Raw genomic sequence first — 19122 nt, forward strand, 5'->3', positions numbered from 1 at the left:
TGGCGGGAGATTGTCTTAGCGTGCCTTCAGCAAGGCCCGCGACGCCGCGCCCGCGCCCACGCTGCGTCCCACGCCAGCCGTCTTGCGCTTGGGCGACGCCTTCAATTTGAAGATGCCGATCGACTGGGCCACGCTGTCGGTGCGCTGCGCCAGGCTGGTGGCGGCGGCCGCCGCCTGCTCCACCAGCGCCGCGTTCTGCTGCGTGATGCCATCCATGTGGATGACGGCCTGGTTGACTTGCCCGATGCCCTGGTTCTGCTCGCGCGTGGTCGAGGAAATCTCGTCCATCACTTCCGTCACGCGGGCTACCGAGGCGATCACCTCCGTCATGGTGGCGCCCGCATTGCTGGTCAGTACGCTGCCCGCGTTCACGGTGGCGATCGAATGGTCGATCAGGTTTTTCACTTCTTTTGCCGCCGTTGCCGAGCGCTGCGCCAGGCTGCGCACTTCGCCGGCCACGACGGCGAAACCGCGGCCGTGTTCGCCCGCGCGGGCCGCTTCCACGGCCGCGTTCAAGGCGAGGATATTCGTCTGGAAGGCGATGCCGTCAATCAAGCCGATGATGTCGAGAATCTTGCGCGACGACGTGCTGATCTCATCCATCGTGGTGACCACTTCGCTGACGATGGTGCCGCCCTTGGCCGCGACGGTCGACGCCTGCGCCGCCAGGTCGTTGGCCGTGGCCACGTGGTCGGCGCTGTTTTGCACGGTCGACGTCAGTTCCTCCATGCTGGCCGCCGTCTGCTCGAGGCTGGACGCCTGCGATTCCGTGCGGCTGGACAAATCCATATTGCCGGTGGCGATCTCGGCCGTGGTGACGCGGATATCCTCGAAGTTGGCCCGCACGTCGCCGATGATGCTGTGCAGGTTGATATTCGTCTGGCGCAAGGCCGCCATCAATTGGCCCATGTCGTCGTCACGCACCTTGTCGATGACGCCCGTCAAGTCGCCGCCAGCCATCTTGCGCGCCACCGTGATGGCCTCGCCCAGCGGTGCGACGAGGGAATTGTGCAGGTGGGCCCAGAAATACAGCATCAGCGCCACGGCCGCGGCGGCGGCGCCGCTGAGCCAGCTGCGCGTGGCCGTGCTCGTGTCGCCATCGATATTCCACACGGCGCAGCCGAGGATGGCCAGCACCACGCCGAAGACGATGCAATGCAGGGCCAGGTCTTGCGACAGGGTCAGCTTGCGCCACTCGGCCAGCTTGGCGGCCCAGCCCTGGCGCACGACGCGGCCATTGCGGATCGCCAGGTTCGCGCTATTGCCGTCTTTAAAACTTTTATACAGGGCTGCCGCTTCGTTGATCTGCTCGCGCGTGGGCTTGGTGCGCACGGACATATAGCCGATCGGGCGGCCGTTTTCGATGACGGGCGTGATATTGGCGAAGACCCAGTAGAAATCGCCATTCTTGCAGCGGTTCTTGACCATGCCGGTCCATGGCATGCCCGTCTTGATGGTGTCCCACAGGTCGGCAAACGCTTCGGCCGGCATATCGGGATGACGCAGAATATTCTGTGGCGTACCCAGCAGTTCCATTTCTGAAAAACCGCTGACTTCAATGAAATACTGATTGGCGTAATTGATGTTTCCCTGTAAATCCGTGGTGGAAACAATCGTCATGCCTTCATTTAATACGTATTCATTTTGCGTGATAGGCGTATTGACCCGCATCGTCGCTCCTCTATTTTTTTCAACTAGCATAACAAAATCATAAAAACAATATACCACATCAAGCACCCATGATATATCGCCCCGGCGACAGTGACACTGGTCAAATAATTTAATAAAAGCCAATTCATTTATGTTTTAGAATTTACTTTGACTCAACTTGATTGATTTTATTGAATGTAAAATTCAAATTGCGCGCAGAGACAATAATTAATAAAAAATTATTTGTTGGCGCGACAGTTAATAAATACGGCGTATGCGTCGATAAAAAGGCGCAAGGGAACTGGCGCAATGGCCGGAGCACGGCGACGCCTGCTACCAACCATAACGCGGCAACAATATTCATTTCTTGAGGGAAAATAAAAACTGGCGCGAATGCGCCAGTGGGGGAACTGTCTCCAATCCGCGACACGGGCGCCGCAGCGCCCGTGAGGATCGATTACTTGTAGGTCTTACGGGGCGGGGACTTCGGACGCGGTGGCGCCGGTTTGCGCTCCGTCGTGCCGTCATCGAGGCTGATGCGCAGTTTCTGGCCCGAGACGACGACCGATTTCAGGTGGTCGAGGATTTCCGGCGGCATGCCTTCCGGCAGGTCCAGCACGCTGAAGTTGTCAAAGATATCGATACGGCCGATATGCTTGGCTTCCAGGTTCGCTTCGTTGGCGATGGCGCCGACGATGTTGCTTGGCGTCACAGCGTGCTCGCGGCCCACCTCGATACGGTAGGCCGTCACGCCTGGACGTGGACGTTCCTTCTTCGGCGCGCGCGGCGCAGGGGCTGCGTCGCCCGCATCCGCAGGCGCATCCTTGAACGCTGGCGCGGACTTGGCGGCGAACGGCTTGCGCGGCGCGGCTGGCGGCGCCAGGTCCGGCGCGTCGCCGTCGCGGCTGATGCGCAGCTGCTGGCCCGCGACCCACACGGTTTTCAGCTGATCCAGCAATTCTTTCGGCATGCTGTCCGGCAAGTCCAGGACGCTGTAGTCGTCATAGATTTCGATGCGGCCGATGTTTTTCGAATCGATGCCCGCTTCGTTGGCAATGGCGCCCACGATATTGCCTGGTTTCACGCCATGTTGATGACCGACTTCAATACGGAAAGTCTGCATGCCGGCGTCGGCAGGACGGGAGATGCGTTCCTTTTTCGGGAAGGCCGGACGTTCGCTGCGCTCGTTACGGTCGAAGCGGTCGCCCCGTTCCGGACGGTCGTTGCGCTCAAAACGGTCTTGGCGCACAGGACGGTCGTCTTGCCACGTGGCTTGCTCGCGTGCTTTGTTCTTGTCCAGCAACAAAGGCACATTGCCACGCGCCATCTTCGCCAGGGCGGCGGCGATTTCAATGGCGGGAATGTTCTGTTCGCGTTCGAAATCCTCGATCAGCGACTGGAACTGTTCCAGTTCGCCCAAGGCCAGGGTTTCGCTGATCTGTTCCTTGAACTTGGCGATACGCACGTCGTTGACGGCCTGGATCGTTGGCAATTCCAGCATGCCGATCGGCTGGCGGGTCGAGCGTTCGATGGCTTTCAACAAGTTCTTTTCACGCGGGGTGATGAACAAAATCGCTTCGCCGCTGCGGCCGGCGCGGCCCGTGCGGCCGATGCGGTGGGTATAGCTTTCCGGATCGTGCGGCACGTCGTAGTTGACGACGTGGCTGATGCGCTCGACGTCCAGGCCGCGGGCGGCCACGTCGGTTGCCACGAGGATGTCGATCTTGCCGTCTTTCAACTGCTGGATCGTGCGCTCGCGCTGGGCTTGCTGGATGTCGCCATTGATGGCGGCAGCCGAGAAGCCGCGGGCTTGCAGCTTGCCGGCCAGCTCTTCCGTACCCAGCTTGGTGCGGGCAAAGATGATCATGCCGTCAAACGCTTCCGCTTCCAGGATGCGGGTCAGCGCGTCGAGCTTGTGCATGCCCGACACGAGCCAGTAGCGCTGGCGGATGTTGTCGGCCGTGCCCGTCTTGGCGGCAACCGTCACTTCGGCCGGGTTCACCAGGTAGGTCGTGGCGATGCGCTTGATGACGGAAGGCATGGTCGCCGAGAACAGGGCCGTTTGATGGCCGTCCGGCGTTTCTTGCAAGATACGTTCGACGTCGTCGATAAAGCCCATGCGCAGCATTTCATCGGCTTCGTCGAGCACCAGGGTTTTCAGCTTGGACAGGTCGAGCGAACCCTTGTCCAGGTGATCGATGACGCGGCCAGGCGTGCCGACGACGACGTGCACGCCGCGGCGCAAGGCCGACAGCTGCGGGCCGTAGCTTTGGCCGCCGTAGATCGGCAGCACGTGGAAGCCAGGGATGTGGGCGGCGTACACCTGGAATGCTTCGGCGACCTGGATGGCCAGTTCGCGCGTCGGTGCCAGGACCAGGGCTTGGGGTGAGCTTTGTTTCAGATCGATGCGCGACAGGATCGGCAAGGCGAAGGCGGCGGTTTTACCCGTGCCCGTTTGCGCCTGGCCCAGCACGTCGCGGTTCGCGAGCAATAATGGAATCGTGGCCGCCTGGATAGGCGACGGTGTTTCGTAACCGACATCCTTGAGCGCGCGAATCAGCGGCTCGCTCAGGTTAAGGTCGGAAAATAAGGAAATTGGTGTATCAGACATGAAATCACTCACAAGTTCGCTCGAATCGCCCAATGCGAAAGAGTGTATCTGCTAGTTTACTCTTTACTGGACCTTACCGGGTGGAACGGGGCGGCAGAACGCCATTTTTTGCAGTCTAAAACGCAGAAAAATCGGCGATCCGCACGCAATTGGTGCAAAAACCAAGAAATATTATATGTTTTGCAATAGATTCGGCTACTTTACAGATGCGCCTCGATATTGCTTGCCGCATCGACCGAGTGGCGCAAAAATTCCAGCAAGTCCTCGTTCAGCCGGTCCTTGTGCGTCGTCGCCAGGCCGTGCGGCGCGCCCGCATACACGAGCAGCTTGCTGCCGATGATGAGTTCGGCAGTGCGCCGCGCCGAGGCGGCGATGGGCACGATCTGGTCGTCATCGCCATGGATCACCAGGGTCGGCACGTCGAACTTGGCCAGGTCAGCCGTAAAATTCGTCTCGGAAAATTGCTTGATGCACAGGTAGGATGCCGGCATGCCCGCCTGCATGCCTTGCCGCCAGAAACCGTCGCGCACGCCCTGCGACGGCTTCGCGTCGGGCCGGTTGTAGCCATAGAAGGCTACGCTCAAATCCTGGAAAAACTGGCTGCGGTCGGCTTGCACGCCGGCGCGGATGGCGTCGAAGGTGGACAAGGGCAAGCCCAGCGGATTTTCCGTGGTTTGCAGCATCAGCGGCGGCACGGCGCCCACGAGCACGGCGCCGGCCAGGCGCCCGGTGCCATGGCGGCCGATGTAGCGCGCCACTTCGCCGCCGCCCGTCGAATGGCCGACGAGGGTGGCGCCCGTCAAATCCAGCGCGGCTATCAGCGCGGCCAGGTCGTCGGCATAGGTATCCATGTCGTTGCCGTCGAACGGCTGGCTCGAGCGGCCATGGCCGCGCCGGTCGTGCGCGATGACGCGGTAGCCGCGCGAGGCCAGATAAAACATCTGGTCTTCCCACGCGTCGGACGACAATGGCCAGCCGTGGCTGAAGACGACGGGCGGGCCGCTGCCCCAGTCCTTGTAGTGGATCAATGTGCCGTCGGCGGTACGCAGGGTATTGCTCGATTGCAAGTTCGTGGCAGTCATGGAACGCTCCTTGTCGGTGGACGAGCAGCCATTGTGGCCGCAATCGGCCCGCGCGCGCCGCGCGCTACGCCAGGCATTGCGGTAGAGTAAGATTGTCGCTGCTTTGCTTTCCCGTATTCACTTTTGGAGTCGTCATGCGTTTTCCCTTCGTCCTCGCCGCCAGCCTGTTCAGCACGGCCGCCCTCGCCCAACCGCTCGTGGCCGAAGCGCCCCTGCGTGCCCACCTGTCCTTCCTGGCCGACGATTTACTCGAAGGACGCGGCACGGGCCAGCGCGGCGGCGACCTGGCCGTGCGCTACCTGGAAACGCAGGCGGCCGTGGCCGGCCTGCAGCCGTTGAAGGATGGCACGTACCGCCAGGCGCTGACCATCGTCGGCAGCAAGGCCTTGCCATCCAGCAAAGTCACGTTCAGCGCGGGCGGCAAGGCCTTGTCTCCCGCTTTCGGCAAGGACATCGTCTTTGGCGCGGCAAATGGCCAGCAGAAAGTGGCGTTCGACGCGCCCGTCGTGTTCGCCGGCTACGGCATCCGCGCGCCAGAAGAAAACTGGGACGATTTCAAGGGCGTCGACCTGAAGGGCAAGCTCGTCATCATGATGGTCAACGACCCGCAACCCACAAGCGCCGAACCGCAGCGCTTCGCCGGCAAGTCGCTGACTTATTACGGCCGCTGGGTCTACAAGTACGAGGAAGCGCTGCGCCAGGGCGCCGCCGGCGTGCTGCTGATACACACGACCGCATCGGCTTCGTACCCTTGGTCGGTACCGGCCAACGGTTTCGGCCATGAACGCTTCAACCTGGCCGGTGCGGGCAATGCGATGGAAGGCTGGCTGCAGGAAGACATGGCGCGCACGTTGTTCCAAGCCGGCGGACAGGACCTGGACGCCTTGCGCGCGCAGGCGGAAACGCGCGAGTTCCGCCCCGTGGCCCTGAACGCCACGGTCAAGGTGGCGCTCGACAGCCAGGTGCGCAGCATCGAGCAATTCAACGTGGCCGGCATCGTGCCGGGCACGGACCCGAAACTCAAGGACGAGGCCGTCATTTACTCGGCCCACTGGGACCACCTGGGCAAGGATGACGAAGGCAGCCAGCGCGCCGGCCAGAGCGACCACATCTACAACGGCGCCATCGACAACGCCTCGGGCGCGGCCGCCTTGCTGGCCATGGCGCAAGTGGCCGTGAAACAGCCGGCGCGCCGCACGCAGATCTTCCTGTGGCCGGCCGGCGAGGAAACGGGCATGCTGGGCAGCACGGCCTACACGCGCGCGCCCCTGTGGCCGCTGGCCAAGACGGCCGCCGACCTGAACCTCGACAGCATGAATTTTGTCGGCAAGACGCACGACATCGGCGTGGCCGGCGCCGAGCGCAGCAGCCTGTACGCGAGCGCCGCCAAGGTCGCCAAGCGCATGGGCCTGCGTCTGGCGCCGACCATCCCCGACCTGTCCGGCGCGTTTTACCGGGCCGACCATTTCGCGTTTGCCAAGGCTGGCGTGCCCGCTTTTAACGTGGGCTCGGCCGTGTTTTCCGGCGACGGCTCGTTCGACTTCGTCAAGGAGCCGACAGCGTCGGGCGAGCGCCTGGTGGCGTTTAAAAAGGATTACCATCAGGTCACCGACGAGTACAACCCATCGTGGGATTTGTCCGGCATGGTGCAGCAGGCGCAATTCACTCTGAACCTCGGCTATGAAGTGGCGAACGGCAAGAATTTGCCGGTGTGGAACAAGGGCGAGGCGTTTGGAAAAGTGAAGCGCTAAAACTTTCCACACATAAAAAAACACCGGCCTCGGCCGGTGTTTTTCATTCAAATCGCCATGATGCGTTTCAGGTCGACGAATGCCGTCTCGTACAAATGCTGGAACGCGCCCACCATGACCTCTTCCACGCCTTCGGCCGCGTCGAATTCGCTCGACCATTCGGCCACGCACTCGTTCGCACCCGGTTCGCCCGTGACGCGCAAGGTGGAACGGTAGTTCTTGACGGGGATCGGGCCCGAGACGATGGTGTAGCTGTAGCTCTTGGCCGCTTCGCTGTAGCTTTGCAGGCGTTCGGCGATGATGGCGCCGTCCGTGGTTTTCAGGCGGCGCACGCGGCCGCCGTGCTCGGACAGGCTGGTTTTGATCGAGCTCGACCATTCAGCCAGCGACTGGAAGCCGCCGATAAAATCCCACACTCGTTCGGCGCTTGCCGCCAATGTTACAGAAACAATTACTTGGGCCATCTTTAATTCGGTTCCTCATCCAGGTTTGCCGGGCGCCGTGCCCGGCCGGCCGGAGTTGCCCGGCACAGCCGCTATTTTAACGCCCATGCAGCGTTGCTGCTGAACTGGCAATGGCGGCTGGCCTGGCTGGCGAGGCAGTCTTACAGATTTTCCGCCAAGAAAATCAGGGAATTGCCATGCGCCTGGGCGGCGGCGCGCTGCTGGTAGCTGTCGCGGTGGGTGCAGTTGAAACCGTGCTCGGCGCTTGGGTAGATATGGATTTCCACGTCTTGGCGGTCTTCGAAGCGCTCGGCGATCTTTTGCACGGCTTCCGGCGGAATATGGCTATCCTGGCCGCCGAAATGCATGAGCAGCGGCACCTTGATCCGGTCGGCCAGGTCCAGCTTGTTCTGGATGCCGCCGCCGTAATAGGCGATGGCCGCATCGACCAGACCGGCCGCGGCCGCCTGGTACGACAGCCGGCCGCCGAAACAGTAGCCGACCGAAGCGAGCTTGCCCGTCACTTCCGGACGCGCGCGCAGGACAGCGACGGTGGCGGCGATATCGGCGTCGGCCTGCGGATTGTCGGTGGCCTGCATCAGCTCGACGGCGCGCTTCCAGCCGTCCGCGTCATAGCCCAGCTCGATGTGCGCGCCGGCGCGCCAGAACAGGTCCGGCACCAGCACCACGTAGCCATCGGCCGCATACTGGTCAGCCACGGCGCGGATATGCTCGTTGACGCCGAAAATTTCCTGCAACAGGATAATGGCGGGGCCCTTGCCCACATGCGGCACGGCCAGGTAAGCCTGGAAGCTGCCGTCCAGGCCGGCGATATCGATCCACTGCGAAGTTGTGCTCATAGAAAACTCCAGTCTGAGGTTGGGGAAAATGCCACAGCCAGCCATGTTACTGGTTTTTCCTTTTTTCTGTCCCCGCCCTTGGTCCAGGCTCAATACATCTCGCGCAGGTAAATCACGGGACCCGATTTGAAGACGCCGAAGACGACGGTGCCCACAGTGCTGGCCAGGTAAGGATGGCTGCCCACGGAAACGTCCACGCTGCCGGCATTGCCGGCGCCGGGCGCCAGCAATGTCAGGAGATTGGTTTGCGGCAATGCGCCTTGGACGACGGTATATGTCCGGTCATCAACGGCCAGCTTGGCGCAGTCCAGCGTTTTCTTGCAATTGGCCAGCACCACATCCGGCTTCTTGATCGCACTGATGCTGTCGAGCAGATTCGTGACCCACTTCGTCCCATTCCAGTACTGGACTTGCACGGCCAGCCTGACGGGCAACAACTCGGAACCATAGCCGTGGGGCACCATCCATTGCCCCGACAACACAGTCATTCGGGCCTCGTTCTGTATCACTGCCGAGCTTGAGCTGACGATGGCGCCGCCGGGATAGGTGCTGCTGGCGCGCAAGCGCACGTCGGTAGGTGCCACCTTCAGCGGCACGCCGGCCTTGCCCGGAAAACGGTAGGCGACCATGGGTAGGGCAACGCCGAGGGTAAATTTCGCGGGCGCCACGCCGGTGACGGTGGTTTGCGCCTTGCTGCCGTCGGTAAGCCGGCTGCTGCCATCGGGGGTACTCGGCGGAAAGGAAATCGTGCCCGTGGCCGCATCGAGGCCTTCGAGCAGCACGGGCGCCAGGACGCTCGGGACGCGGTCGTCATAGTTTTTGGTCGGCGTCCCGCCCAAGGCGCGCGCCGTCACGCGCACGCCTATCGCCTGCCCCGAATACGCGTAGCGGCCTGTCGCCCCATCGTTGGCGCAGGTGAGCGGCGACGCGCACGGCGTGGCGATGCCGGCGGGAGCGCCGGTCTTCACCAGTTCCGTAATGAAGTGGTGCGGGATGAACTGCACCTCCCCGCTCACGCCCGAAGCCTTGGGCAAGGCCGGCACAGCAAGGTTGGCATCCAGGTAGCCGTTGGGGTTGGCCAGATTGAAGGCGATGGTGATGGTGCCCACTTCCGGCCAGTTCATGTCGCTGCTGACAACGCTGCCATTCGTAAAGACCACGCCACCCTGCATGGCCGGCTTGGCTGGTGTGTCCGGCGCGGCGATCTCGCTGGCCGTCGGCCTGACCAGGCTGGCCAGTGTCGGCAGCGCCGTCTCCGCCGGATTTTCATTGCCGAAGTTCGGCGTCACGGCGCCAGCGCTATTGAGCGCGCGCATGCTGACCGCCACCGGCGCACCCGCACGCTGGGGGCTGGTAATGACGGGGACGCCGAACGCGGCGGGCACGACGGTAACATTACCGATGCCCGTCATGCTCAAGCCGGCGTCGCCGGTTGTCGCCGACCCCATATAGGTGGCCTTCAAATTCAGTTGCCCCACGTCCGCATACGACATGATGGCGGTGGCGACGCCCTGGTCGTTGAACGCCAGGTTGACGTTCGCGCCCGCCGTACTGCAGGCGCTGGTGCTGTTCGATGCCAGTGGCACGAAGGCCCCAGTTCCCTGCACGAAAACAGGCAGGGTGCCGCTGGCGGGATTGCCATAGCTGCAAGCGAGATTCAGGGTCTTGCTGGTATTTTTGAACAGGGGCACGCAAGCTTGCGGGGTCGCACTGGGGGGCGCCTGCACGGCGCTGATGCCGAACGCCTTTTGCGTGCCAGAAACATGATTGACGGGAATCACCGTCAAGCCTGTCGCCGCAAAGCTCATGTCGCAGCTGCTGCTGTTGTCCGAAGCACGCTTGCATACAAGCGCGCCCGTGGTACCGGGCACGCTCGTCAGGCTCAGGGTGGCCGTGCCGACCGTGTACTGGCGCACGCTGGCCGTCGCCACGCCGGTGTTGCCTATCTGCGTCGCCGTGCCGCCAGGGCTGACAGTGACATTCACGCCGTTCGTGTACTTGACGCTGCAGGCGGCATCCGCGCATGCCGTCACCGTCACCGTCTGTGGCGCGCACGTCAGGGCATTGCCCGAATGCTCGATCTGGAAATGGTGGGCGCCTTCCGGGGTTGCCGGGCCACATTTCGGGCCATTCACGCTACCCACGGGATAACCGCTGTTGTTCGTCACGCAGCTGCACGGATTGGATGGCGTATAGGTTTTGCAAGTGATGGTTTGCTGCACCCGGCCCTGCCAGCCCAGGGTGATGTGGTCGACCTTGGCGTTGCCCGTGATATAGGCGTTGGACGAGTCGAGCGTTACCTCGCCAGCGTCCACATTGCCCTTGATGCCATTGCCGGAGGCGATCGACAAGGAATTGCTTGCCTCCACGTCGCCGGTGACGAGCAGGCCGGACGCTTTCAGGTCGATCGTCGGCGATTTCAGGTTGCCCGTCACCTGGCTGCCGGAGCCGATGGTCAGCGAAGTGGTCGCCGTGATATCGCCCTGGATGCGGGTACTGGCGGCCAGGATATTGACGATGGTGCCGCTGATCGGCCCGTTGATGACCGAACCCGAGGCGATTTCCACCGGCCCCTTGGCGCTGATCTTGCCCGTCACCGTGACGTTGTTCGAGCCCATCTTGATGCTGGTGGCGAAGATATTCGCCGTGATGGTCTGTTCCTGCGCGCCCAGGAAGAAAGTGCCGCCATCGGCCGTCAAGCTCCCCCCCGTCACCTTCAGGTTCGGCGGATTGATATCCTTGATATCGAGATTGCCCTTGACCGTCAGCGCGGCGTTGCCGCTCATCGTCAAGCCCTGGTTATAGCTCATCGACAAGGAACTGTTGACCGTCACGCCATACGCGCTGCCGATGACGATGACGTCGGTAGAACCGAGCGCCAGCGACGAGCATGTGTATTGCAAGCCATCCTGGCTCAGGCCGCAGCCGCTGACGGCGCCGCCATTGAAGTTGAGCGTGGCCGCGTGGGCAAGGGATGAGCCCAACAACAAAGTCAGGGCGGCAAAAATGTGGAGTAAGCGCACGATATTCAGGAATCCGATGGGTGGGGAGCCAGCGGGCGCGCCGATTATTTCATGCTAACCTACGCCATCGCTGTTGTTGCATTATGGCAGTATTTATCCCCCTCGCGCATATCGCATGATCAAGCAAAGCCCCAAAGAATTTCCCCTGCGCACCGTCGACATCATCGTCTATCCCGGCTTCAAGGCGCTCGAAGCCATCGGCGCCATGAAGGTGTTTGACTACGCCAACACCCATTTGCGCCTGCGCAAGCTGCCCGGCGGCTACGACGTGCGCATCGCCTCGACGGCCATCGGCCCGATCGAATCGGACACCCTGATGTCGCTGCACGCGAGCAAGGCGCTCGACGCCAGCCGCCTGCCCGACCTGGCCGTCATCGTCGGCTGCCACCACGTCGAGCAAGTCTTGCAGGACATCCCCGCGCTCGCCGCCTGGGTGGCCGAGGCGGCGCCCCGCATCGATACCCTGGCGGCCCTGTGCACGGGCTGCTTCTTCCTGGCCGAAGCCGGTGTGCTCGACGGCAAGAGCGCGGCCACGCACTGGAGCGCCGTGGACAGCCTGCGCCAGCGCTATCCATTGATACAGGTCAATGCCGATGCGATTTTCGTGCGGGAAGGGAAATTCTGGACATCGGCGGGCGTGACGGCCGGCATCGACCTGGCGCTGGCCCTGGTGGAAGACGATTTCAGCCGCGATATCGCGCTGGAAGTGGCGCGTGACCTGGTCGTGTATTTGAAGCGGCCCGGCGGCCAGTCGCAGTTTTCCGTGCACCTGTCGAGCCAGATGACGACGCATCCGACCATCCGCCAGTTGCAGGGCTGGATCATGGAACATCTTGCCGAAGAGCTCACCGTGCCGCTGCTGGCGGCCAGGCTGGCCATGAGCGAGCGCAATTTTACGCGCGTGTTTCAGCGCGAAACGGGCACCAGCCCCACGGAATTCATCGACACGGCCCGCTTCGAAGTGGCGCGCCGTTTGCTGGAAGACAATGTGTCCTCCTTAAAACAGGTGGCCGTGCAGGCGGGCTTGCATAGCGAGGACAGGTTGCGCCGCCTGTTTCAAAAGAAACTCGCCATCACGCCGCGCGACTATCGCGAGCGCTTTTCCAGCACGGCGCGCTAGCAGGTCAGCGCGGCTTGCCGTGACGCACGTGGCGCGTGGCCAGCTGGCGGCTCTGCCGGGCCAGCGGCGTAAACAGGAGTGCGCACAGCAGATACGTGGCCAGCAGCGCCAGCCAGATGGCGGGCGTGGCCAAGATGGCGGCATTGCTCCACCACAAGGCCAGCAGGGAAGACAGGGCCGCGCCGAGGAAGACGGGCAGCATGCGGCGCAAGGTCGCGAGATAGGCAGTGGCAAACATGGACGGCTCCCAAAGCAAGGCGGATGTCTTCACACTAGCAGGGGCAGACGGGGAAGTACAGCGTGCCGCCCTGCCCCGTCCGTCATGTGTTGCGCAATGAGTACAGTCCGATAAAATTAATACAACACGACGGAACGGATCGATTCGCCGCTCTTCATCAGGTCGAAGCCCTCGTTGATGCGTTCGAGCGGCAAGCGGTGCGTGATCAGGTCATCAATGTTGAGCTTGCCTTCCATATACCAGTCGACGATCTTCGGCACGTCCGTGCGTCCCCGCGCGCCGCCGAAGGCCGAACCGCGCCATTCGCGCCCCGTCACCAGTTGGAATGGACGGGTGGAAATTTCCTGGCCCGCCGCCGCGACACCGATGATGAACGATTTTCCCCAGCCCTTGTGCGTGCACTCGAGCGCCTGGCGCATCAAGTGCGTATTGCCCACGCATTCGAACGAATAATCGGCGCCGCCGTCCGTCAGCTGCACGATGGCGTCGACGACGTTTTCCACTTCGTTCGGGTTGATGAAATGCGTCATGCCGAACTTGCGTGCGATGGCCTGGCGCGCCGGGTTGATGTCGATGCCGATGATCTTGTCGGCGCCGACCATTTTCGCCGCCTGGATCACGTTCAGGCCGATGCCGCCCAGGCCGAACACGGCCACGTTGGCGCCCGCCTCCACCTTGGCCGAGAACAGGACGGCGCCCACGCCCGTCGTCACGCCGCAGCCGATGTAGCAGACCTTGTCGAATGGCGCGTCGGAACGGATTTTTGCGAGAGCGATTTCCGGCACGACGATGTAGTTCGAGAACGTGGACGTGCCCATGTAGTGGAACAGCGGCTGGCCATTGAGCGAGAAGCGGCTGGTGGCGTCCGGCATCAGGCCGCGGCCCTGCGTGGAACGGATGGCCTGGCACAAATTCGTCTTTTGCGACAGGCAGAACTTGCACTGGCGGCATTCCGGCGTGTACAGCGGGATGACGTGATCGTCCTTTTTCAGGGTCGTCACGCCAGGTCCCACGTCGACGACGACGCCGGCGCCTTCATGGCCGAGGATGGCGGGGAAGATGCCTTCCGGATCGGCGCCGGACAGGGTGTAGTAATCGGTATGGCAAATGCCCGTGGCTTTCAGCTCGACCAGCACTTCGCCGGCGCGCGGGCCGGCCAGGTCGACTTCTTCGATCGTCAGCGGGGCGCCCGCCTTCCAGGCAATCGCGGCTTTGGTTTTCATGGTGTGTCTTCCTGCTCGGTTTCAGATGCGCCATTATCGGGCGCCAGCGGGCGCGGCGGCACAGCGGGCCCCGCGCTTGTCTGAAAACGCGGCGCATTTGTCCGATGGCGCCGCACGGTGCAGCAGCGCACGGAAGCGCGGCGCACGCGGGGCGTATGCTGGCGCCAGTGCGATGTCTGTTTGCGCCAGCTCAACCTACCCGTTGCAAAGACGCGCATTCTTGGCACAGGCTGCCCCGATTGAGCCACCGTTGCGCCGTTCCCGCAGGAGACTGACATGCGCGATTTCCTTCCCCGCTTTCCCCGGCCCTGGCTGGCCCTGCTGCTGGCATGCTGCCTGGCCCTGCTGGCCGCCTGTGGCGGCGGTGGCGACGACGACCCCGCGCCCGGCCCCACCACAGGCAGCCTGGCGGTCAGCATCGGCGGCTTGCCGGCCGGCGTGGCCGGTGCCGTCACGGTCACGGGACCTGCGTCCTACAGCAAGACATTGACGGCAAGCACCACCTTGACGGACCTGGCGCCCGGCGCCTATACGCTCAACGCCGCCAGCGTGGCGCAAGGCACGGGGACCTTGGCGCCCACGCCCGTCACGCAGCAGGTACAAATCAATGCGGGGGCGACGGCCAGCGCCAGCATCCAGTATGCGGCGGCCACGCCGCTGGCCTTGGGCCTGCAGGAGGTGGCCAGCGGCTTGAACATGCCCATCTTCCTCACGGCGCCGCCCGGCGACAGCCGTTTGTTCATCCTCGAACGGGCCGGCCGCATCCGCGTGGTACAAAATGGCATTCTGCTGGCCACGCCCTACCTCGACATCAGCGCCCTGACCACCACCAGCGGCGAGCGGGGTTTGCTGTCGATGGCCTTCCATCCGCAGTACGCCAGCAATGGCTATTTCTTCCTGTATTACACCAACCTGGCCGGCGATATCGTCATCGAGCGCCGGCAGGTGTCGGCCGGCAACGCCAACGTGGCCGATTTCCTGTCCGCGCTGACCATCCTGACGATTCCCCACCCCACGTTCAGCAACCACTATGGCGGCCTGCTCAGCTTTGGGCCGGACGGCTATCTGTATGCGGGCACGGGCGATGGCGGCGGCGCGGGCGACCCGCCACGCAACGCGCAAAACACGAATGTACTGCTGGGCAAGCTGCTGCGCCTGGACGTCAACGCCAGCAGCGCCGCCCAGCCGTACGCCATTCCTCCTGGCAACCCGTTTGCCACGGCAGGCGGGCGTCCTGAAATCTGGGCCTACGGCTTGCGCAACCCGTGGCGCTATGCCTTCGACGTGCCAGCCCAGCTGCTGTACATCGCCGACGTGGGCCAGGCCAATCTGGAAGAAGTCGACGTGCGCCCCGTGGGCCAGGCGGGCAACAACTATGGCTGGAACATCATGGAAGGCACGCAGTGCTACAACAGCGCCAGCTGCAACCAGGCGGGGCTGGTCTTGCCCGCCATCACGTACAACAACGATACGGCCAACGGCTGCTCAATCACAGGCGGCTATGTGTACCGGGGAACGGCCCTGCCGGAACTGGCGGGGCAATACCTGTATTCGGATTACTGCAGCGCCTGGCTGAAGAGTTTCAGCTACAGCAATGGCACGGCATCGGCCGTGAAAGACTGGGGCATCACCAACGTGGGCAACATCCTGTCGTTCGGTCAGGATGCGCAAAACGAGCTGTACATGCTGAGCGGCACGGGCAAGGTGTACAAGATTGTACGTAAATAAGCGTACGCAAAAAGGTGGGCCAATAAGGTGGGCCAATAAGCATGTGCAAGCAGTCATGGCGGTGCACGCCTGAGGCCGCGTTTTTCGACGGAGCGCGGGGAACCGGCTAGAATTGGCATTTCCGCCGCGCCCTGCGCACCAGCCCAAGAGAACACCATGGCCCGTTTGAAACTTGAATTTCCCGAAGACCAGTACTGCTATTCCTCGCAACTGACGGTACGCACGACGGACATCAACGCCGGCAACCATCTCGGCAACGATTCCATGATTTCCATGATTTCCGAGGCGCGCGCCCGCTTCCTGTTCGAATATGGCGTGCGTGACATCGAAGCGGACGGCACCGGCATCATCGTCACCGACCTGGCCACCACCTACCGCGCCGAAGCCCATGCGCGCGACCAACTGCTGTTCGAAGTGGGGGTCATGGATTTCAACAAGTATGGCGGCGACATCACCTTCCGCATCACGCGCCCGCGCGACAACACCCTGATCGCGATGGCCAAGTCCGGCTTTGTCTTCTTCAACTACAAGCGCAGCCAGGTCGTGCCCATGCCGGAAGAGTTCGGCAGCAAGTTCCCGCAGGTGAACTGGATCGATTGACAGCAGTTCAAGGCCGCCATGCGCCAGGAAGATAATTAATTCCGGAGCGGCATGCGATTACCGATAAGGGCAGGACTGTGCGTTGTTGGGCGTCTTGCCGTGCGCCCTGGCCGCGCCGCCAACCATCATCCTGGCGGTGCTGTGTTGCCATGACGCCGTCATGCACATGCCGCGCGCGCACTTCCCGACCGACTTTGCCGGCCTGACCATCGGCGTCAACACGGGTTCATCGAGAAGATGAATGCCGCCCTGCTCGCCATACGGCAAAATGGCGAGCAGGCGCGCATCGAAAGATGTTTACCTCCGCTGACTCACTACTTGCGCGCGTGGCGCTTCAGCTTGACGCCAAAGGTATCGGAAAACCAGTCGTCGATCATCAGCTTTTCATAGCGCAACTTTTCATTGCTGAAGTAAGGATTGATGCGGCTCAGGTACGACATATCGGACAGGGCAGCATTGCCGCTGCTGATGACCTTGCCATCCTGTTCCAGCACATACTGCAAGCGCATGCGCGGCCAGTCGACCCGGCCGTTCATGACGCGGATATCATGGCCGGCACGCAGGGAGGGATTTTCACGCCCCGCCAGATCCACGTCCGTGACGTCGATTTTCAAGGTCCGCCCGGGCGGCAGCGCCGTACCCAGCTTCTCGAAATGCCGGGTCAGCTCCTTCAGTACGTCTTCCCGTTCTTGCGGGTCGAACGGCACATCCGTGAATTGATCCGGTTTGCTGAAATGCACTTCGGTTCCTGCCCAAGCCGCGCTGCTGGCCAGCAATGCCAGGCCGGCAATCAGGGCGCGCGTTGTCTTCTTTTTCATGATGTAATCCTTTCAGGAAAAATGTGGGTGGCGCATGGGCCACTTTTGATCCGCTTCACTATACCCCCATGCGCCGCCGTTCAAAGCGAAATTCATACCTTGTTACCTTTTCCTACGGCAACTTTGACAAGACCGGCCGCAGACTTTTTTGCAGATTCATTGGCAATATTAATTAAAACAAAGTATTGTCTTGAAAATATAGTTGCCTAAGCGATAAAGTATAGATAGTGTCGGCAGCGCGGATTTAAAGTGCTTTTTTAGCACGTGTGTTGCATGATTTTAGTCAATTGTTCTTGCTTATTGTTAATACTTAGCTGTCAGTCTACAATCGACAAAATGCGCCCGAAAAACGCGCAACGCCGGTAGTGGCGCACAGGAATTCCTGGCGCGGGCGTCTCAGCATTGCGTCAGTTATGCCTTTTAGCGGAACTTGCCCTTATGTCATTTTTGTCTTCAGCATCGCCCAAGTTACCTCCCTGGAAAGTCCTGCTCGTCGATGATGAACCCGACATCCACGACATCACCGAACTGACGCTGAGCCGTTTCCGCCTCGAAGGCCGCGCCCTGAGCTTCGTGCACGCGTACAGCGGCGCCGAAGCGAAGCAGGTGCTGGCGCGCGAAGAAGGCATCGCGCTCGTCTTCCTCGACGTGGTGATGGAACGCGAAGACAGCGGCCTGGAAGTGGCGCGCTGGATGCGCGAAGACCTGGGCAACCAGTTTACGCGCATCGTGCTGCGCACTGGGCAGCCGGGACAGGCGCCGGAAGAACGCGTGATCGTCAACTACGACATCAACGACTACAAGGAAAAGACGGAACTGGACCGCACCAAGCTGTTCACCACCACCTTTGCCGCCCTGCGCGCCTACCGCGACATCATGAAGGTGGAAGAGGCGCGCCAGGCCCAGCTCCATTACCGCGAAGGCCTCGAGCGCGTCATCGCCGCCTCGGCGCACATCTTCAAGCAGCGCAACTTGCGCGACTTTGCCAGCGGCCTGCTGCAGCAAGTCGTCGCCCTGCTCCGCCTGGAAACGAGCATGCTGCTGCGCCTGCGCGGCGCCAGCGCCATCACGGGCGAGCAGGACTACGAAATCCTCGCGCAGATCGGCGACACGGACGACGGCATTCTCAGCCCGTCCCTGCTGTCGCAGCTCGACGACGCCAAGAGCAATAAAATTTCGCGCCTGCACGGCGACACCTATGTCGGCTATTTCCCGAACAGCAGCGGCAAGGCCTCGCTGCTGGTCTTGAAAGGCGTGGAAGAAATTTCCGACCTCGACGCGCAATTGCTGGAAGTATTCTGTTCGGGCGTGGCGATCGCCTTCGACAACATCCTGCTGACGCAGGAAATCACCGATACCCAGGCCGAGCTGATCCTGCGCCTGGGCGATGTGGTCGAATCGCGCTCGCACGAAGGCGGCAACCACGTGCGCCGCATGGCCGAAGTGTGCCAGCTGCTGGCGCAGGCGTCCGGCATGTCGGAAGAGGAAACCATGGTGCTGCGCCACGCGGCGCCCATGCACGACATCGGCAAGATTTCCACGCCCGACGCCGTGCTGCTCAAACCGGGCAAGCTCGATGCGGCCGAATGGGAAATCATGAAGCAGCATCCGACGGTGGGCATGTCCATCCTCGACGGCTCGCAGCGCCCGCTCTTGAAGGCAGCGGCCGTGATCGCCCACCAGCACCATGAAAAATTCGACGGCAGCGGCTACCCGCAAGGTCTCGTCGGCGAAAACATCCACAAATACGCGCGCATCGCCGCCGTCGCCGACGTCTTCGACGCCCTCATGCACAAGCGCTGCTACAAGGACGCCTGGCCATTGGAACGCGTCGTCAGCTACCTGCGCGAAGTAAGCGGCAGCCACCTCGATCCGCAGTATGTGGAGTTGCTGATTGCGAATCTGGATGAGGCGCTGGCGTTGAATCAGCGTTTCCCGGATTAAAAGCTAGCCTATGTTGTCGGATTACGCGGCT

15 protein-coding genes are annotated in these 19122 nt (G+C 62.1%); 6 read left to right on the forward strand and 9 right to left on the reverse strand.

Annotated elements, in window-relative coordinates:
• Positions 1 to 15: 15 nt before the first annotated feature.
• From IGS55_RS17480 to IGS55_RS17490, 3 genes are all read right to left on the reverse strand, one after another.
• On the reverse strand, positions 16 to 1671 hold the full coding sequence (locus IGS55_RS17480) for a methyl-accepting chemotaxis protein (protein ID WP_230516656.1): 1656 nt from the start codon (positions 1669 to 1671) through the stop codon (positions 16 to 18).
• Positions 1672 to 2107: 436 nt separating this feature from the next.
• Complete coding sequence (locus IGS55_RS17485) at positions 2108 to 4261, reverse strand: DEAD/DEAH box helicase (protein WP_230516657.1); 2154 nt, start codon at positions 4259 to 4261, stop codon at positions 2108 to 2110.
• 200 nt (positions 4262 to 4461) lie between these two features.
• Positions 4462 to 5343 carry an alpha/beta fold hydrolase gene (locus IGS55_RS17490; protein ID WP_230516658.1) on the reverse strand — a complete coding sequence of 294 codons (882 nt, stop codon included), beginning with the start codon at positions 5341 to 5343 and terminating at the stop codon, positions 4462 to 4464.
• A gap of 134 nt (positions 5344 to 5477) precedes the next feature.
• On the opposite strand from IGS55_RS17490, the gene IGS55_RS17495 reads away from it, so the two are divergent.
• Positions 5478 to 7094: a M28 family peptidase gene (locus IGS55_RS17495; RefSeq protein ID WP_230516659.1), complete on the forward strand. Its 1617-nt coding sequence runs from the start codon at positions 5478 to 5480 to the stop codon at positions 7092 to 7094.
• Positions 7095 to 7141: 47 nt separating this feature from the next.
• Here the strand turns inward: IGS55_RS17495 and IGS55_RS17500 are convergent, their stop codons facing one another.
• The 3 genes from IGS55_RS17500 to IGS55_RS17510 form a co-directional block, all read right to left on the reverse strand.
• Positions 7142 to 7558: an SRPBCC family protein gene (locus IGS55_RS17500; protein ID WP_230516660.1), complete on the reverse strand. Its 417-nt coding sequence runs from the start codon at positions 7556 to 7558 to the stop codon at positions 7142 to 7144.
• A gap of 140 nt (positions 7559 to 7698) precedes the next feature.
• Entirely contained in the window at positions 7699 to 8397 is a 699-nt protein-coding gene (locus IGS55_RS17505) for a dienelactone hydrolase family protein (RefSeq protein ID WP_230516661.1), read from the reverse strand.
• A gap of 89 nt (positions 8398 to 8486) precedes the next feature.
• On the reverse strand, positions 8487 to 11420 hold the full coding sequence (locus tag IGS55_RS17510) for a polymer-forming cytoskeletal protein (RefSeq protein WP_230516662.1): 2934 nt from the start codon (positions 11418 to 11420) through the stop codon (positions 8487 to 8489).
• A gap of 115 nt (positions 11421 to 11535) precedes the next feature.
• On the opposite strand from IGS55_RS17510, the gene IGS55_RS17515 reads away from it, so the two are divergent.
• Positions 11536 to 12540, forward strand: a complete 1005-nt coding sequence (locus IGS55_RS17515) for a GlxA family transcriptional regulator (RefSeq protein WP_230516663.1) — start codon at positions 11536 to 11538, stop codon at positions 12538 to 12540.
• A gap of 4 nt (positions 12541 to 12544) precedes the next feature.
• On the opposite strand, the gene IGS55_RS17520 is transcribed toward IGS55_RS17515, so the two are convergent.
• Positions 12545 to 12778, reverse strand: a complete 234-nt coding sequence (locus IGS55_RS17520; protein ID WP_152252186.1) for a hypothetical protein — start codon at positions 12776 to 12778, stop codon at positions 12545 to 12547.
• Between the two features lie 116 nt (positions 12779 to 12894).
• Positions 12895 to 14001 carry an S-(hydroxymethyl)glutathione dehydrogenase/class III alcohol dehydrogenase gene (locus tag IGS55_RS17525; RefSeq protein WP_230516664.1) on the reverse strand — a complete coding sequence of 369 codons (1107 nt, stop codon included), beginning with the start codon at positions 13999 to 14001 and terminating at the stop codon, positions 12895 to 12897.
• Positions 14002 to 14277: 276 nt separating this feature from the next.
• Here IGS55_RS17525 and IGS55_RS17530 point away from each other — a divergent pair, with 276 nt between their 5' ends.
• The 3 genes from IGS55_RS17530 to IGS55_RS17540 all read left to right on the forward strand — a co-directional run bounded on the left by IGS55_RS17530 (position 14278) and on the right by IGS55_RS17540 (position 16570).
• The gene (locus IGS55_RS17530; protein ID WP_230516665.1) at positions 14278 to 15729 is read left to right on the forward strand and encodes a PQQ-dependent sugar dehydrogenase; all 1452 of its coding nucleotides are present in this window, start codon (positions 14278 to 14280) and stop codon (positions 15727 to 15729) included.
• 156 nt (positions 15730 to 15885) lie between these two features.
• Entirely contained in the window at positions 15886 to 16329 is a 444-nt protein-coding gene (locus tag IGS55_RS17535; RefSeq protein ID WP_034753479.1) for a thioesterase family protein, read from the forward strand.
• 82 nt (positions 16330 to 16411) lie between these two features.
• Positions 16412 to 16570, forward strand: coding sequence for a hypothetical protein (locus IGS55_RS17540; RefSeq protein ID WP_230516666.1), 159 nt, complete (start codon positions 16412 to 16414; stop codon positions 16568 to 16570).
• Between the two features lie 73 nt (positions 16571 to 16643).
• Here IGS55_RS17540 and IGS55_RS17545 read toward each other — a convergent pair whose 3' ends face one another.
• The gene (locus tag IGS55_RS17545; protein ID WP_230516667.1) at positions 16644 to 17147 is read right to left on the reverse strand and encodes a DUF3016 domain-containing protein; all 504 of its coding nucleotides are present in this window, start codon (positions 17145 to 17147) and stop codon (positions 16644 to 16646) included.
• Positions 17148 to 17585: 438 nt separating this feature from the next.
• On the opposite strand from IGS55_RS17545, the gene IGS55_RS17550 reads away from it, so the two are divergent.
• Positions 17586 to 19091 carry a DUF3369 domain-containing protein gene (locus IGS55_RS17550; protein WP_230516668.1) on the forward strand — a complete coding sequence of 502 codons (1506 nt, stop codon included), beginning with the start codon at positions 17586 to 17588 and terminating at the stop codon, positions 19089 to 19091.
• Positions 19092 to 19122 lie beyond the last annotated feature (31 nt).

Origin of the sequence: Janthinobacterium sp. EB271-G4-3-2, assembly GCF_020858035.1 — a bacterium.
Classification (GTDB): Bacteria; Pseudomonadota; Gammaproteobacteria; order Burkholderiales; family Burkholderiaceae_D; genus Janthinobacterium; species Janthinobacterium aestuarii.

Bases quoted from the DNA above. Each gene is read 5' to 3' on its own strand.
- IGS55_RS17480 (WP_230516656.1), bottom strand. From the start codon at position 1,671: ATGCGGGTCAATACGCCTATCACGCAAAATGAATACGTATTAAATGAA.
- IGS55_RS17485 (WP_230516657.1), bottom strand. From the start codon at position 4,261: ATGTCTGATACACCAATTTCCTTATTTTCCGACCTTAACCTGAGCGAG.
- IGS55_RS17490 (WP_230516658.1), bottom strand. From the start codon at position 5,343: ATGACTGCCACGAACTTGCAATCGAGCAATACCCTGCGTACCGCCGAC.
- IGS55_RS17495 (WP_230516659.1), top strand. From the start codon at position 5,478: ATGCGTTTTCCCTTCGTCCTCGCCGCCAGCCTGTTCAGCACGGCCGCC.
- IGS55_RS17500 (WP_230516660.1), bottom strand. From the start codon at position 7,558: ATGGCCCAAGTAATTGTTTCTGTAACATTGGCGGCAAGCGCCGAACGA.
- IGS55_RS17505 (WP_230516661.1), bottom strand. From the start codon at position 8,397: ATGAGCACAACTTCGCAGTGGATCGATATCGCCGGCCTGGACGGCAGC.
- IGS55_RS17515 (WP_230516663.1), top strand. From the start codon at position 11,536: ATGATCAAGCAAAGCCCCAAAGAATTTCCCCTGCGCACCGTCGACATC.
- IGS55_RS17520 (WP_152252186.1), bottom strand. From the start codon at position 12,778: ATGTTTGCCACTGCCTATCTCGCGACCTTGCGCCGCATGCTGCCCGTC.
- IGS55_RS17525 (WP_230516664.1), bottom strand. From the start codon at position 14,001: ATGAAAACCAAAGCCGCGATTGCCTGGAAGGCGGGCGCCCCGCTGACG.
- IGS55_RS17530 (WP_230516665.1), top strand. From the start codon at position 14,278: ATGCGCGATTTCCTTCCCCGCTTTCCCCGGCCCTGGCTGGCCCTGCTG.
- IGS55_RS17535 (WP_034753479.1), top strand. From the start codon at position 15,886: ATGGCCCGTTTGAAACTTGAATTTCCCGAAGACCAGTACTGCTATTCC.
- IGS55_RS17545 (WP_230516667.1), bottom strand. From the start codon at position 17,147: ATGAAAAAGAAGACAACGCGCGCCCTGATTGCCGGCCTGGCATTGCTG.
- IGS55_RS17550 (WP_230516668.1), top strand. From the start codon at position 17,586: ATGTCATTTTTGTCTTCAGCATCGCCCAAGTTACCTCCCTGGAAAGTC.